At 73.5% G+C, this 14,153-nt stretch carries 16 protein-coding genes; 12 read left to right on the forward strand and 4 right to left on the reverse strand.

Translation table 11 applies throughout. The features are described from left to right. Nucleotides 1-9: 9 nt before the first annotated feature. Entirely contained in the window at nt 10-1,305 is a 1,296-nt protein-coding gene (locus ACH4D5_RS28125; protein ID WP_398307687.1) for an anion permease, read from the reverse strand. Nucleotides 1,306-1,614: 309 nt separating this feature from the next. Between ACH4D5_RS28125 and ACH4D5_RS28130 the strand changes: the two genes are divergently transcribed. The 3 genes from ACH4D5_RS28130 (at nt 1,615) to ACH4D5_RS28140 (ending at nt 5,026) form a co-directional block, all read left to right on the forward strand. Next, on the forward strand, nt 1,615-2,301 hold the full coding sequence (locus ACH4D5_RS28130; protein ID WP_398307689.1) for a class II aldolase/adducin family protein: 687 nt from the start codon (nt 1,615-1,617) through the stop codon (nt 2,299-2,301). A 66-nt stretch (nt 2,302-2,367) separates the two neighbouring features. After that, entirely contained in the window at nt 2,368-3,504 is a 1,137-nt protein-coding gene (locus ACH4D5_RS28135) for an alpha/beta hydrolase family protein (protein ID WP_398307691.1), read from the forward strand. Between the two features lie 55 nt (nt 3,505-3,559). Further along, a complete protein-coding gene (locus ACH4D5_RS28140) occupies nt 3,560-5,026 on the forward strand; it encodes a hypothetical protein (protein WP_398307693.1) in 1,467 nt (488 codons plus the stop codon). Nucleotides 5,027-5,044: 18 nt separating this feature from the next. Here the strand turns inward: ACH4D5_RS28140 and ACH4D5_RS28145 are convergent, their stop codons facing one another. Further along, entirely contained in the window at nt 5,045-5,935 is an 891-nt protein-coding gene (locus ACH4D5_RS28145; protein WP_398307695.1) for a neutral zinc metallopeptidase, read from the reverse strand. Nucleotides 5,936-6,160: 225 nt separating this feature from the next. On the opposite strand from ACH4D5_RS28145, the gene ACH4D5_RS28150 reads away from it, so the two are divergent. The 4 genes from ACH4D5_RS28150 (at nt 6,161) to ACH4D5_RS28165 (ending at nt 10,187) form a co-directional block, all read left to right on the forward strand. After that, nucleotides 6,161-6,937: a hypothetical protein gene (locus tag ACH4D5_RS28150; RefSeq protein ID WP_398307697.1), complete on the forward strand. Its 777-nt coding sequence runs from the start codon at nt 6,161-6,163 to the stop codon at nt 6,935-6,937. Nucleotides 6,938-7,058: 121 nt separating this feature from the next. After that, nucleotides 7,059-8,657: an ABC-F family ATP-binding cassette domain-containing protein gene (locus ACH4D5_RS28155; RefSeq protein ID WP_398307699.1), complete on the forward strand. Its 1,599-nt coding sequence runs from the start codon at nt 7,059-7,061 to the stop codon at nt 8,655-8,657. A 367-nt stretch (nt 8,658-9,024) separates the two neighbouring features. Further along, the gene (locus ACH4D5_RS28160) at nt 9,025-9,246 is read left to right on the forward strand and encodes a helix-turn-helix domain-containing protein (RefSeq protein WP_055550175.1); all 222 of its coding nucleotides are present in this window, start codon (nt 9,025-9,027) and stop codon (nt 9,244-9,246) included. Nucleotides 9,247-9,383: 137 nt separating this feature from the next. Continuing rightward, nucleotides 9,384-10,187 (forward strand): enoyl-CoA hydratase/isomerase family protein, encoded by an 804-nt coding sequence (locus tag ACH4D5_RS28165; RefSeq protein ID WP_398307701.1) that lies wholly within the window; start codon nt 9,384-9,386, stop codon nt 10,185-10,187. A gap of 45 nt (nt 10,188-10,232) precedes the next feature. On the opposite strand, the gene ACH4D5_RS28170 is transcribed toward ACH4D5_RS28165, so the two are convergent. Beyond that, on the reverse strand, nt 10,233-10,976 hold the full coding sequence (locus ACH4D5_RS28170; protein WP_398307703.1) for a nucleopolyhedrovirus P10 family protein: 744 nt from the start codon (nt 10,974-10,976) through the stop codon (nt 10,233-10,235). A 109-nt stretch (nt 10,977-11,085) separates the two neighbouring features. On the opposite strand from ACH4D5_RS28170, the gene ACH4D5_RS28175 reads away from it, so the two are divergent. Genes ACH4D5_RS28175 through amaP form a run of 5 tightly spaced genes read left to right on the forward strand, consistent with a single transcriptional unit; the run spans nt 11,086 to nt 13,384 of the window. Beyond that, the gene (locus ACH4D5_RS28175) at nt 11,086-11,571 is read left to right on the forward strand and encodes an Asp23/Gls24 family envelope stress response protein (protein WP_398307705.1); all 486 of its coding nucleotides are present in this window, start codon (nt 11,086-11,088) and stop codon (nt 11,569-11,571) included. 33 nt (nt 11,572-11,604) lie between these two features. Then, nucleotides 11,605-11,790, forward strand: a complete 186-nt coding sequence (locus tag ACH4D5_RS28180; RefSeq protein ID WP_355818703.1) for a hypothetical protein — start codon at nt 11,605-11,607, stop codon at nt 11,788-11,790. 3 nt (nt 11,791-11,793) lie between these two features. Continuing rightward, nucleotides 11,794-12,138, forward strand: coding sequence for an Asp23/Gls24 family envelope stress response protein (locus tag ACH4D5_RS28185; protein ID WP_398307707.1), 345 nt, complete (start codon nt 11,794-11,796; stop codon nt 12,136-12,138). Next, on the forward strand, nt 12,135-12,800 hold the full coding sequence (locus tag ACH4D5_RS28190; RefSeq protein ID WP_398307709.1) for a DUF6286 domain-containing protein: 666 nt from the start codon (nt 12,135-12,137) through the stop codon (nt 12,798-12,800). The genes ACH4D5_RS28185 and ACH4D5_RS28190 overlap by 4 nt, the downstream gene beginning before the upstream one ends. Further along, entirely contained in the window at nt 12,797-13,384 is a 588-nt protein-coding gene (amaP, locus tag ACH4D5_RS28195) for an alkaline shock response membrane anchor protein AmaP (RefSeq protein ID WP_398307711.1), read from the forward strand. Before ACH4D5_RS28190 ends, amaP begins: the two co-directional genes overlap by 4 nt. 13 nt (nt 13,385-13,397) lie before the next feature. Here amaP and ACH4D5_RS28200 read toward each other — a convergent pair whose 3' ends face one another. Then, complete coding sequence (locus tag ACH4D5_RS28200; RefSeq protein ID WP_398307713.1) at nt 13,398-14,153, reverse strand: SDR family oxidoreductase; 756 nt, start codon at nt 14,151-14,153, stop codon at nt 13,398-13,400.

Below are 14,153 nucleotides of genomic sequence, written 5' to 3' on the forward strand. Positions count from 1 at the left end.
GATCTGTCCTTATACCGTCGCGGTCCTGGCGGGTTCCGCCATGGCACCGGTCGTGGTGGTGGTCGGGGCCGTGACGGTGGCCTTGACGGCCTCGTCCGGGCCGGTCGAGGCGGCCATCGCGCCCGTCGGGGGCGGAGTGACGGCGGCGATCGCGGTGGTCACGACGCCCGCGGGCTCGGCACTGGCGGCGCCGTCGTGACGGATCTCGTCGTCGGTGACGTTGGTGTGGTCGACGGCGTTGCGCCGCGAGAGCGCCCAGATGACGGCCGAGCCGGCGACCAGGAGCGCGGCGGTGACCGCGACGCCCCAGGGGCCCTGCTTGGTGAGGAACTCGGCGCCCGCGCCGACCAGACCGGCGGCCGGCAGCGTCAGACCCCAGGCGACGAACATCCGGGTCGCGGTCGACCAGCGGACCACGCCGCCCTTGCGGCCGAGGCCCGCGCCCATCACGGCGCCGGAGCAGGACTGGGTGGTGGAGAGCGAGAAGCCCAGGTGGGAGGAGGCCAGGATGACCGTCGCGGCGCTGGTCTGGGCGGCGAAGCCCTGCTGCGGCTGGAGGTCGGTGAGGCCCTTGCCCATGGTGCGGATGATGCGCCAGCCGCCGAGGTACGTACCGAGGGCGATGGCCACACCGGCCGAGACGATGACCCACATCGGGGGGTTCGCGCCGGGGTTCAGGACGCCGCCGGTGACCAGGGCGAGCGTGATGATGCCCATGGTCTTCTGCGCGTCGTTCGTGCCGTGGGCCAGCGAGACCAGGCCCGCGGAGGCGATCTGGCCCGCGCGGTAGCCCTTCGCGGTGGCCTTGGTGTCGGTGTTGCGGCCGATCCGGTACGTCAGGCGCGTGGCCAGCGTCGCGGCGAGTCCCGCCACGAGCGGCGCGGCGAGGGCCGGGATCAGGATCTTGGTGACGACGGTGCCGCCGTCGATCGACGACCAGCCCATCGACATGACCGCGGCGCCGATGAGGCCGCCGAAGAGGGCGTGGGAGGAGCTGGAGGGCAGGCCCACCAGCCAGGTCAGGAGATTCCAGAGAATCGCGCCGACGAGCGCGGCGAATATGACCTCGGTTTTCAGGCCGTCCTCGTTGACGATGCCGCCGGAGATCGTCTTGGCGACTTCGACGGAGAGGAAGGCTCCGACGAGGTTGAGCACGGCGGACATGGCCACCGCCGTCTTGGGCTTGAGAGCGCCGGTCGAGATGGTCGTCGCCATCGCGTTGGCAGTGTCGTGGAAACCGTTCGTGAAATCGAACACGAGAGCGGTGACGATCACGATCCCGAGGAGAAGCGTGATGTGTTCCATTTACCCAGGCTTCTGTTGGACGTCAGTGGCATGTGGAACGTAGGCAACCTGGGTGAACGGAAAGTGAACTGGGCCGGGCGGTGCGGTGACCCGAAGTGGAGTGCCATCACTCCGTATGGACCAGGCGTCCGATGTCGATCGTACGGATCGGGGGCAGGAAGCCCGCAAACTGGGCGGAGTGTTGTGCTCCGCCATCCGGCGGCGACCCCCGCGCGACCCGCCCCGACCGGCCTCGCGACCCCTCGAAGAGATCCTGATCACGCCGAGGGCCGCCGGTAACCGGAATCGCCCGGCTGGCAGGATCGCCGCATGACTGAGCAGCGGCACGACGAGGGTGGGGACGCGGCGCGCGACGCCGTCCGGAAAGCCTGGGCCGAGCTGGTCCTCACGGCCCGCAGGACGGTGGAGGACGGCCTGGTCGTCGGCACCTCGGGCAACGTCTCCGTACGCGTCGGCGGGACCGTCCTCGTCACCCCGAGCGGGGTCCCGTACGACCGGCTGCGGCCCGAGGACGCGGTCGGCGTCGACCTCGAAGGGCGGCAGCTCCTCGGCGACCTCGCGCCGACCAGTGAGCTCCCCATGCACCTCGCGATCTACCGCGACACCGGCGCGGGCGCCGTCGTCCACACCCACGCGGTGCACGCCACGGCTGTCTCGATGCTGGTCCCCGAGCTCCCGGCCGTCCACTACATGACCGGCGCCCTCGGCGGCCCGGTCCGCGTCGCGCCCTACGCGCTGTACGGCACCGACGAACTGGCCGAGAACATGCTCCGCGCCCTGCGCGACCGCACGGGCTGCCTCCTTCAGAACCACGGAACGGTCACCTACGGAGACAACCTCTCCCAGGCGTACGACCGCACCGCCCAGCTGGAATGGATGTCCCGCCTCTGGCTCACGGCCGCCGCGGTCCCCGGCCACACGCCGACGCTCCTCTCCCCGGACCAGCTGCGCGCAGCACGGGACAAACTCCAGGGCTACGGTCAGCCCGCGGACTGACCCGGCACGTCACTCCGGAGGCATCGCCCACTGGCCCCGGAGCCCTCGGCCCCGGACACTGGACCCGTGCGCCCAGCCAAAGCGACGGCAGCGGCCGTCACCGCAGCAACAGCCGCCCTGGGGACGGCAGCGGCCGCCATCGCGGCGGGCCGCTTCGCCAGCGACGCCGCCCTCAAGGCGCCCCCGGGCCGCCCCCTGCCGACCCAGCCCCGCCTCACCGTGCACGCCACGGCCGCCGGCCAGGTCAGCCTCACCCGCGCCCTCGCCAGCCGCCGCCCCGGCACATATGGCCTGAGCGGCCCCGGCACCCACGCGGTCGTCGGCCCCGTCCTGGACTCCGCCCCGCACGAGGCCGACACGGTCGTACGCCGCCTCGAAGCCGTCACCCGCGGCTCCCTGGAACCAGGCGACCGCGTCTGGCTCACCCCCCAGGTCCACATCGGGGACCCGCGCACCGCGCTCGGCCTCGACCACGCGGACGTCGACATCCCCGGCGAGCTCGGCGCCCTGCCCGCCTGGTTCGTGCCCGGCGCCAGGGACACCTGGGTCATCACCGTCCACGGCCTCGGCACCACCCGCGAACACCCCATGGTCGTCATGGACTTCCTGCACCGCCTGCGGGTCCCGGTCCTCGACCTCGCCTACCGCGGCGACCCCGGCGCGCCCCGCTCTCCGGACGGCCTCGGCCACCTCGGCGAGACGGAGTGGCGCGACCTGGACGCCGCCATCCGCCACGCCGTGCGCCACGGCGCCGAGCGCGTCGTCCTGCACGGCTGGTCCACCGGCGCCGCCATGTGCCTGCACGCCGCCGCGCACTCCGCGCTGCGCGACCGCGTCGGCGGCCTCGTCCTCGACTCCCCGGTCCTGAACTGGGAAACCACCCTGCGCGCCCTCGCCGGCGCCCGGCGCACCCCCGGACCCCTCCTTCCGCTTGCGGTCCGCGCGGCCCAAGGCCGCACGGGTCTGCGCGGCGACCGGCTGCCCGCCGCGGCGGACCCCGGGGCGCTGCGGGTGCCCACCCTGATCGTGCACGGCCCCGACGACGCCGTCGCACCCTGGGCCCTCTCCCGCAGGCTGGCCGAACAGCGCCCGGACCTGGTCACGTTGCACCCGGTGCCCGACGCGCCGCACGGCGCCATGTGGAACGCCGACCCCGCGGGCTACGAAGAGGTGCTGCGCCGCTTCCTCACCCCCCTGCTGTGACGCTGCGCCGCCATTCCGTTTGGGTTTTCGGACCGTCAACAGGAAGACTGCCCCCGTGACGTCCCGTACCCCGCGCGACTCCAGGCTCCGACTTGTCCGCGCGCCCCGCCCGAGGGCCGAAGAGCGAGGAGAGGCCCGGCGCGACGCGACACGACCCCTCTCCGCCGCCCCCGGCGCGATGAGCAACCGCCGCACGCGCCGCCCCGCGCCCCGGCCCCCCGAGGGCACGCCCGCGCCCGCCGAGCTGGCCCGCAGCGCCCGCGCCTGTCTCGCCGACGCCGCACGGGTCGCCCGCTGGGCCGACGCCGCCCTGCGCCCGGGCCCCGGCCGCACCGGCGCGGCCCCCGACGGCAAGGGCACGCTCTCCGACGCCACCGCCGAACGGGCCGCCGCGGAACTGGGGCTGACCCCCGGTCAGGTCCGCGCCGACTGGGACACCGCGCGCCTCGCGGGCCTCATCGAGGTGCACGGCGACAGCGCACGCCCCGGCTGGCGCCTGCGGGCCTGGGACCGCGACGACACCGCCGTGCTGCGCGGCTGGGTCGCCCTCTTCGACGCCTGGTCGCTGGCCCACCCGGCACCGGAGGACCTCGCCCCCGCGGCCGTCGCCGAGACCGTCGAGGCCATGCCGCAGGTCCTCTCCTTCCTCCAGCTGTCCGCGGGCCCCGTCCCCGTGCCGCAACTGCTCGACCTCCTGGACCAGCGGGTCACCGAACTGCGCACCGAACGCTGCGAGATCCCGTACGGGCCACAGCCACAGCCCGAGACCGTCGCACCGGCCGAAGGCCCCCGGGACGATGCCCCGCTGCCGGCCCTCCTCGACTGGGCGCTGCACGGCCTCGCCGCCGTCGGCGCGCTCACCTACGCCGACGGGCAGGCCACGCTCACCCCGCTCGGCAGCTGGGCGGTCTGGGTCAAGCTGGAGCAGATCTGCGTCGCCGCGCAGAGCCCGGCCGGGCACATCGAACAGTCCGCCGAGGACATGCTGCGCGGCTGCGCGCGCCTGCGGCCCAACGCGGCCCGCGCCGAGTACCGCGCCTGGCTGGCCGCCCGCACCGTCGGCAGCGCCGTCACCGACCTCCTCACCGCCGCCCGTGGCGAGGACGCCCTGCTGCGCGGCCTCGCCTTCGAGGCGCTCCGCGTGGTGGGCGCCCCGGCCGAGGCGGAGGTCCGGGCTGTCGTCGACGAGACCCCGCTGCGGCCCTACGCCCTGCTCTGGCTCGCCGAGCAGGAGGGCGCCGACCCCGAGGACGTCCATCTCGTGCTGACCCGCGAGGAGTCCACCTGGCTGTGGGTCGACACCGCGGCGGCCGTCGCGGACCACGGCGAGGCGCAACTCCTCGTCCGCCACCTGGAGTCGGCGGTCCAGCCCACCGTGCCCGCGCTCCTCGACGAGGTCCGCCGCGTCGGGCACCCCCGCACCGTGCAGGTCCTGGTCGCCCTCGCCGCGGCCCACCCCGACCCGGCGCTCGCCAAGGCCGTGCGCCGCGCCGCCTTCCAGGTGCACACCGGCGGGGAGTGAGGCCCAAGGCCTCCGTGGTCAGCGAAACGTGTCGCACCGGCCCATGTCGCCGGTGCGATAGCCCTCGTAGAACCACTGCTGGCGCTGCTCGGCCGAGCCGTGCGTCCAGGACTCCGGGGTGACCCGGCCCTGGAACTTCTCCTGGATCCGGTCGTCGCCCACCGCGGCCGCCGCGTCCAGGCCGTCGCGGATGTCGTTGTCGTCGAGGCTGCTGATCAGCGGCCTGCCCGTGCGGTCGTCTGGGCTGCGCGTCGCGTGCCGCGCCCAGACCCCGGCGTAGCAGTCGGCCTGCAGCTCGACCTTCACGGCGTTGCTGTCGCGGCCCGTGCGTCCGTCCTGGGAACGCTGCAGGATCCCCGTCAGGTTCTGCACGTGGTGCCCGTACTCGTGGGCCACGACGTACGCCTGCGCGAAGGGCCCGCCGGTGGAGCCGAACTTGGTGCGCAGCTCGTCGAAGAAGCCCAGGTCCAGATAGACCTTCCGGTCGCCGGGGCAGTAGAACGGGCCGACCGCCGACGACGCGGCGCCGCAGGCGGTGCCCACGCGGCTGGTGAACAGGACGGTCTGCGCGGGGGAGTACGCGGCCCCTCGGCGCTGGAACTCGGGGCGCCAGTAGTCCTGGAGACTGTTGACCACCGCCACGATGCGGCAGTCCTCCTTGCTGTTCGCGTCCCGCCCCGTGCGGCAGCTCTGCTGCACCTGCGCGAGGGAGGACGATGACGCCTCCGGCTCCTCGTCGCCCGAGGAGAGCCCCAGCTGGTCGGGGCCCACTCCGAAGAAGAGCCCGAGGAGCAGGGCGATGAGCCCGGCGACGCCGCCGCCCACCGTCGACCGGCCGCCGGGGATCCGACTGCCGCGCACATCCCGCACCTCCGAGGTGTCCAGGTTGGCGTCGTCGTCGAACTGCATGGGCGCACCCCTCTGCCGCGCATCCGGAGCGACACACGCCGCTCCGCGCCGGACCACCGGCCACTTCATCCTGATATGCCCGCCCCCGCCCGGCGCCGGACGGAGGTCCGAACGGGCGACACGCACCGCTTCCCGCGCCGTGTCGCCCCACCACACAGCGATTGCCCCGCTTCCTCGCGGCTACGCTGCGCCTGATCCGTGGGCAGTGGTACCGAAGGGGGCGACATGTCCGCTCCACCGCTCGACTCACCCGTCCCGCCGGACGAGCCCCCCGCCCCCGGCCGCCGCGGCACGCGCATCGCACTGCCCGTGGCCCTCGCTCTGCTCGCCCTGCCGCTCATCACCGCCGCCCACCACTCCCGGCCCGTCCCCTACGGAGACCACCTCACCGTCCACGCGCGCGTGACGGACACCGCCTCCGGTCCCGCCGGGGAACCCGGGCTGCGCATGAGGGGGCCGGCCGTCGAGGCGTACGACACGGAGAGCGGCGGCCTTCGGTGGACGTATACGCGGGCGGGGCGCCGGCCCGTCACGCTCCTGCCCGCGCCAGGGCACGCCTTCACGCTCTGGAGCGACGGTTTCGTCACCGACACCGCACGCGCCGACGGCGGCTCCGTGCGCTGGCACCGCGCCATCCCCGCCGCCGCCGACTGGCTGCGCACCCCGGGCGCCCGCGGCGGCGCCGGCGTCCTGCAGCCGCTCACCCCCGGCGCCCGCATGCTCGCCGTCGTCACCCCGCACCGCATCGCCGCCTACCGCACCGCGGACGGCGACCTGCGCTGGGTACTGCCCGCCCGTCCCGGCTGCGCCTTCGAACCCGCGCGCTCCGTGCGCCGCGGCGAGGCCCTCCTGATCGCCCAGCCCTGCGCGGGCCCGACCGCCCCGTGGACCGCCCAGGTCGTGGCGGTGGACGACTACGGAAGGATCGTGCCCGGCCGCACCCCGCTGGGCAACGGGGATCTCGGCCGGGCCCCCGGCGGCGACCGCGGCCCGGAAAACTAGTTGCGACGGCCCGTTAGACTTGCTGCCATGGCAGCTCCTCTCCTCAGTTGGACGGCATAGACACCGGTCCCGAGCACCTCAGTCGTCCCACTCGCCGTCCACTCTGTTCAGGAGTACCCCCGTGATCACCGCTTCCGGCATCGAGCTGCGCGCCGGCGCCCGCATCCTCATCGAGAACGCCTCCTTCCGCATCGCGAAGGGCGACCGCATCGGCCTCGTCGGCCGCAACGGCGCGGGCAAGACCACCCTCACCAAGTGTCTGGCGGGTGAGGGCGTCCCCGCGGGCGGCACGATCTCCCGCTCCGGAGAGGTCGGCTACCTCCCCCAGGACCCCCGCACCGGCGACCTCGACGTGCTGGCCCGCGACCGGATCCTCTCCGCCCGCGGACTCGACGTACTGATCCGCAAGATGCGCGAGAACGAACAGCGCATCGCGAACGGCCAGGGCTCCACGCGCGACAAGGCCATGAAGCAGTACGAGCGCCAGGAGACGGAGTTCCTCACCAAGGGCGGGTACGCCGCCGAGGCCGAGGCCGCCACCATCGCCGCCGCGCTCAACCTCCCCGACCGCGTGCTCGGCCAGCCCCTGCACACGCTCTCCGGTGGTCAGCGCCGCCGCATCGAGCTGGCCCGCATCCTCTTCTCGGACGCCGACACGCTCCTCCTCGACGAGCCGACCAACCACCTCGACGCCGACTCGATCGTCTGGCTGCGCGACTACCTGAAGACGTACCGCGGCGGCTTCATCGTGATCTCCCACGACGTCGACCTCGTCGAGACGGTCGTCAACAAGGTCTTCTACCTGGACGCCAACCGCTCCGCGATCGACGTCTACAACATGGGCTGGAAGCTCTACCAGCAGCAGCGCGAGTCCGACGAGAAGCGCCGCAAGCGCGAGCGGCAGAACGCCGAGAAGAAGGCCGCCGCCCTGCACTCGCAGGCCGACAAGATGCGCGCGAAGGCCACCAAGACCGTCGCCGCGCAGAACATGGCGCGCCGCGCCGACAAGCTCCTCGCCGGCCTCGACGAGGTGCGCCAGAGCGACAAGGTCGCCAAGCTCCGCTTCCCCGAGCCCGCGCCGTGCGGCAAGACGCCGCTCATGGCGGAGGGCCTGTCGAAGTCGTACGGCTCACTGGAGATCTTCACCGACGTCGACCTCGCCATCGACAAGGGCTCGCGCGTCGTCATCCTCGGCCTCAACGGCGCGGGCAAGACCACCCTGCTGCGCCTTCTCGGCGGCGCCGAGAAGCCCGACACCGGGCAGGTCATCGAGGGCCACGGCCTCAAGCTCGGCTACTACGCCCAGGAGCACGAGACCCTCGACCCGGAGCGCACGGTCCTGGAGAACATGCGCTCGGCCGCCCCCGACCTCGACCTGGTCGAGGTCCGCAAGACGCTCGGCTCGTTCCTCTTCTCCGGAGACGACGTCGACAAGCCCGCCGGTGTGCTCTCCGGCGGTGAGAAGACCCGGCTCGCCCTCGCGACCCTCGTCGTCTCCTCGGCCAACGTCCTCCTCCTGGACGAGCCCACCAACAACCTCGACCCGGCGAGCCGCGCGGAGATCCTCGGCGCACTGCGCACCTACAAGGGCGCGGTCGTCCTCGTCACGCACGACGAGGGCGCCGTCGAGGCGCTGCAGCCGGAGCGGATCATCCTGCTGCCGGACGGCGTCGAGGACCTGTGGGGCCAGGACTACGCGGATCTCGTCGCGCTCGCCTGAGCCCGCCCGTCCGCGGCGTCCACTTCGCGTGATCGAACCACTGATCCACTGCGTATGGATCATTCGGCCGATCGGTGATCCCTCATCTGTGTGAGCCGTCCTCGTACCGAGGTGTGTCATACACGGATTTCGCCGCCGTCGGGGCATGGTGCCGGGCATTCCCCCCGGCACCCCGCTGACCTGGCGATTCGTCGCGCGGTTCGGTCGGTCGTAGCGAATCCCACGCGCGGAATCATGAATTCCGCTCGTGGCGGGCCCTTCCTTCGCGGCAAACCTCGGCGTACCGACCTTGTCGAATGGGTGGCCAGGAAGCCCGTAAGGGGTGATCATGAGAAGTCCAGAGCGCACTTCCCATGAGGAGGCACGGGTGGCCGAGACTCTGAAGAAGGGCAGCCGGGTGACCGGCGCCGCGCGCGACAAGCTCGCGGCAGACCTGAAGAAGAAGTACGACGGCGGTGCGAGCATCCGGGCGTTGGCCGAAGAGACCGGCCGGTCGTACGGGTTCGTGCACCGCATGCTCAGTGAGTCCGGCGTCACGTTGCGGGGACGCGGCGGGGCGACGCGAGGCAAGAAGGCCGCCGCCGGCTGACGGCAGGCGCGGCCCGCTGTACCCATGGTCCGACGGTGGCCACCCGGTCGATCGCGTGATCGGCCGGGTGGTTACTGTGCAGTCACTTACGGGCGCTCCCGAGCGTCCGGACCGACCGCACCCCATCGGAGGCACCCATGGCTTCGTCCGACACCGAGCTCGCACCGGTTCTCGACAAGGACGGCGTACGCCTCACCATCGACGAGGCCGTCGCCACGGTGACGCTGACCAATCCGGCCAAGCGCAACGCCCAATCTCCCGCGCTGTGGAGGGCGTTGACGGAGGCAGGTCAGCTGTTGCCCGGCAGTGTCCGCGTCGTGGTGCTGCGCGGTGAGGGCAAGTCCTTCTCCGCGGGCCTCGACCGGCAGGCGTTCACGCCCGAAGGCTTCGACGGCGAGCCGTCCTTCATCGATCTCGCACGCGGTGAGGACGGCGTCCTCGACGCCACGATCAGCGAGTACCAGGAGGCTTTCACCTGGTGGCGGCGGAGCGACATCGTGTCCATCGCCGCCGTCCAGGGCCACGCCATCGGCGCCGGCTTCCAGCTCGCGCTCGCCTGCGACCTGCGGATCGCGGCGGACGACGTGCAGTTCGCCATGCGCGAGACCAGCCTGGGCCTCGTCCCCGACCTCACCGGCACCCACCCGCTCGTGGGTCTCGTCGGCTATGCCCGCGCGCTGGAGATCTGCGCCACCGGCCGCTTCGTCCACGCGGACGAGGCCGAGCGGGTGGGCCTCGCCAACCTCGTCGTGCCCGCCGACCAGCTCGACGCCGCCGCCAAGGACCTGGCCGCCGCGCTCGTCGCCGCGCCGCGTGACGCCGTCATCGAGACCAAGGCGCTGCTGCAGGGCGCGACGGGCCGCTCCTACGAAGAGCAGCGCGTCGCCGAGCGCGCCGCGCAGGGACGCCGACTGCGCGACCTCGCGGGCCTCGGCGACTGACGCCGTGCCCCCTCATGTCCTGACCCGGCTCGGTGCTGAGCCGTTCTAACCCACTCCGGTGACGAGCACGGCCACCGAAGGGTGGTCTGGCAGGGCGGCACCGACCGCCGCGCGGACCGCGAGCGCCACGTCCAGAGCGCGGTGGTCGCGGTCCGTCGCGAGCTCCACGCGCGCGTGGCGGCGCGGCAGCGTGTCCGTCGCCGGGCGCTGCTCGATGTGCACGGCCCCGCCGAGCACTCCGGTCAGCCGGACCACCCCGGGCACCGCCAGGGCGGCCCGCCTGGCGCGCGCCTCGTCGTCGTCGCCGTCGCTGGAGTCGTCGCCCTGTCGCTGCGGCTCCTTCTCGGGGCGTACGTCTTCGAGGTCTCTGCCCTCGGCCACGAAATCCGTGCCCTCGTCGAGCAGGGCCACCACCTTCAGGTCCACCTCATCGACCAGGAGGCCGAGCCGGTCCGCCGCCGCCTCCGACAGCGCGGCGCGCAGCCGGTCCGCCGCCGCGGGCAGCGGCTCGCCCGCGACGGCCGCGAACTCCGCGGTGATCCGCAGCGGCCCGGGCGGCAGCGCGCTCGGCGGTGCGGGCACGGCCGCGACGTACGTCCTGTCCGGATCGGCCGACGCGACGCGGACCGTGCCGAGACGCACACCGGCGACCCGGTCAGCCATCTGGCGCAACGCGCCCTCCGCCGCGGATTCCGTCACCCACGCGCCGTCCGCCGCACCGCCCAGCGGCAGTACCCGGCCGAGCCGCAGCTGTCGTCGTACCGCCTGCGTCCAACCCTCACCCGTCATGGCTCCACCCTGCCGCATCCCGGGCGCGCGGGCGCGGGGCCGCGCTTAATGTGAGCGGAGAAGCAGCACTCCACGGAGCAGATCCCCTTTCGAAAGGAACGGGACGACGATGAGCGACACCGGACAGCGGAACGCGTCTCAGACGCTGGAGAAGGACTCCCCGAAGCAGAGCGCGGCGAAGTCCGCGACCGGCCGGGGCGGCGGTGACCCCGGGGGCCGGGGCCGCACCACCATCGCGGACGGCGTCGTCGAGAAGATCGCCGGGCTCGCCGCGCGCGACGTGGAAGGCGTGCACGCGATGGGCGGCGGTCTCGCGCGGACCTTCGGCGCCGTGCGCGACCGGGTGCCCGGCGGCTCGAAGTCCGTGTCGCGCGGTGTGAAGGCCGAGGTCGGCGAGGTGCAGACCGCGCTCGACCTGGAGATCGTCGTCGAGTACGGCGTATCGATCGCCGACGTCGCGCAGGACGTGCGGGAGAACGTGATCGCGGCCGTCGAGCGCATGACCGGACTCGAGGTCGTCGAGGTCAACATCGCGGTGAGCGATGTGAAGCTGCCGGACGAGGAAGACGACGAGCCGCAGGGACGCCTCCAGTAGCACGTCCCGCCAAGCGACCCAAAGGAGCGCACGATGAGCATGGCCGTGATCGGCATGGTGGCCGGAATGGCTCTTGGCTTCGCCGGATACTTCGGCGGATTCGGGGCGTTCCTTCTGGTGGCCGCCCTGGGCGCCATCGGCTTCGTGGCCGGACGGTTCCTCGAGGGGGACCTGGAGCCCGGGGACTTCTTCCGCGGCCGCGGCGACCGGCGGCGGTGAGCGGTGGCGGCACAGGTCGCACCCGGCGAGCGCGGCGCGACCCGGATCGCCGACCGCGTCGTCGCGAAGATCGCCGCGCGGGCGGCTCGCGAGGCGGTGGACGCGGTCCCGGCCGACGGCTCGCCGCCGCGCGCCACGGTCTCCGTCCGCCATGAGTCCGCCCGCGTCCGCGTCAGCATCGAACTGGACTACCCCTGCGACATCGGCGCCCAGTGCGGCGCGGTGCGTCGCCAAGTCGCCGAGCGGGTAAGGGAGTTGGCGGGGATGGAGGTGCCCGAGGTGGCCGTCCAGGTGGAGCGGCTGCACTCGGCGCAGGTCCGCGCGGCGGCACAGGGGAGGATCCGATGAGCGAACCCCAAGGGGGCGGCACCCGGCCGATCCCGGTCCTCGAACAGTCGGAGGGCGAGCTCGACCAGACGGCCTCCGCCACCGCCTATGAGCCGCCGCCCACGCTCTCCGGCGACGAGAAGGCCTCCCGGTTCTGGTCGCGCCGACGAGTGCCCGCGGCCCTCGTCGCGCTGCTGGTCCTCGGCGCCACCGGGCTGCTCCTCTACGACGTCGTCGCCGTCCGGGCCGACCACCCCGCGATGCACTGGCGCCGCGAACTGGCCCACCAGCTCGGCCGGCGGCCCCTCGACGACACCGCCGTGCTCGCCGGGGCCGCGGTGGCCGCCCTCGTCGGGATCTGGCTCCTCGTGCTCGCCGCGACCCCCGGGCAGCGCGGCCTCCTGCCGATGCGGCGCACGCACGCGGACGTGCGCGCGGGCCTGTACCGCGGCGCCGCCGCCACGGCACTGCGCGACCGGGCCATGGACGTACCCGGCGTACAGTCCGTGCGGGTCCGCATGAAGCGCTCCAAGGTGGACGTGCGCGCGGTGTCGCACTTCCGCGAACTCGACGACGTACGCGGCGACCTGGACGCCGCGATGGCCGACGGCATCCGCGAGCTGGGCCTCGCCCGCACACCCGGCCTCTCCGTCCGTGTGGCCCGGCCCGGCAGAAAGGCGTGAGCGCGATGCTGCGCACGGTCAACCGCGTACTCCTCGCCCTCGCCGGGCTCGTCCTGCTCGTCCTCGGCGGCTCCGTGCTCGCCATCGGGCTCGGCGCGTCGCCGCCGTCGTGGTGGATCCACGACAGCCGGCACGACGTGCTGGTCAGCGCCGCCGACCGGGCGCGCTGGCGGGACGAAGGATGGTTCTGGCCCGTGGTCATTGCCGTCCTCGCCGTCCTGCTCCTGCTCTCCTTGTGGTGGCTCTCCGCGCAGCTGCGCAGGCGCCGCCTCGCGGAGGTCCTGGTGGATACCGGCGACGGCGAGGGCGCGCTGCTGCGCGGCCGGGCCATGGAGAACGTGCTGGCCGCCGAGGCCGAGACGCTGGACGGCGTCGAGCGCGCTCGCGCCGTCCTGACCGGCCGACGCAGCGCGCCCCAGGCCCGCGTGGACGCGGTCCTCGCCCCCCACGCCGCCCCGGCCGACGTCCTCCACGACCTCTCCGCCCGGCCCCTGACCCACGCCCGCGACTCGGCAGGCCTGAAGAGCCTGCCCACGACCGTGCGGCTACGAGCCCTGAAACACCACGCGGAGCGCGTGAACTGACCGGCCTACGGGGTCAGAAGCCCGCTCGGGCACCGCCGTCCACCGGGACCATGATGCCCGTGAGGTAGGACGCGGCGGGGGAGAGCAGGAAGGCGGCGGTGCGGCCGAACTCCTGGGGGGTGCCGTAGCGGCGCAGGGGGATGGCCGACTCGTTCGCGGCGCGGGTGGCCGCCGGGTCGGGGGAGAGGCCGTCGAGCTGGCGCATGCGGTCGGTGCCGATCCGGCCGGGGAGCACGCCGACGACGCGGATGCCCCGCGGACCCAGCTCGTCCGCGAGGGACTTGGCGAAGCCGGCGAGCCCGGGCCGCAGACCGTTCGAGATCGTCAGGCCCGCGATCGGCTCGTACACCGACCCGGAGAGCACGAAGCCGATGACGCCGCCCTCGCCGAGCCGCGCGGCCGCCGCGCGGGCGAGCCGCACGGCGCCCAGGAAGACCGACTCGAACGCGGCCTGCCACTGCTCGTCGGTGTTGTCCGCGACGAAGCCCGGCGCGGGCCCGCCGACGCTGATCAGCACGCCGTCGAAGCCGCCGAAGTGCTCACGGGCCGCGGCGATCAGCGTGTCCGCGGCGGCGGGGTCGGCGTTGTCGGCGGCCACGCCCACCGCGTTCGGGCCGAGCTCGGCGGCCGCCTCGGCGACCGTCTTCTCGTCGCGGCCGGTGACGACGACCTTCGCGCCGTCCGCGACCAGTTCGCGCGCGGTGGCGTTGCCGAGGCCACGGGTGGCGCCGGTGACTACGTAGACACGGTCCTTCAGTCCAAGATCCAT

It is taken from the genome of Streptomyces sp. NPDC018029 (genome assembly GCF_044327655.1).
Lineage (GTDB): Bacteria > Actinomycetota > Actinomycetes > Streptomycetales > Streptomycetaceae > Streptomyces.

Coding starts and splice junctions, on each gene's coding strand:
- ACH4D5_RS28125 (WP_398307687.1), bottom strand. CDS start 1,305: ATGGAACACATCACGCTTCTCCTCGGGATCGTGATCGTCACCGCTCTC.
- ACH4D5_RS28130 (WP_398307689.1), top strand. CDS start 1,615: ATGACTGAGCAGCGGCACGACGAGGGTGGGGACGCGGCGCGCGACGCC.
- ACH4D5_RS28145 (WP_398307695.1), bottom strand. CDS start 5,935: ATGCAGTTCGACGACGACGCCAACCTGGACACCTCGGAGGTGCGGGAT.
- ACH4D5_RS28150 (WP_398307697.1), top strand. CDS start 6,161: ATGTCCGCTCCACCGCTCGACTCACCCGTCCCGCCGGACGAGCCCCCC.
- ACH4D5_RS28165 (WP_398307701.1), top strand. CDS start 9,384: ATGGCTTCGTCCGACACCGAGCTCGCACCGGTTCTCGACAAGGACGGC.
- ACH4D5_RS28170 (WP_398307703.1), bottom strand. CDS start 10,976: ATGACGGGTGAGGGTTGGACGCAGGCGGTACGACGACAGCTGCGGCTC.
- ACH4D5_RS28175 (WP_398307705.1), top strand. CDS start 11,086: ATGAGCGACACCGGACAGCGGAACGCGTCTCAGACGCTGGAGAAGGAC.
- ACH4D5_RS28180 (WP_355818703.1), top strand. CDS start 11,605: ATGAGCATGGCCGTGATCGGCATGGTGGCCGGAATGGCTCTTGGCTTC.
- ACH4D5_RS28190 (WP_398307709.1), top strand. CDS start 12,135: ATGAGCGAACCCCAAGGGGGCGGCACCCGGCCGATCCCGGTCCTCGAA.
- ACH4D5_RS28200 (WP_398307713.1), bottom strand. CDS start 14,153: ATGGATCTTGGACTGAAGGACCGTGTCTACGTAGTCACCGGCGCCACC.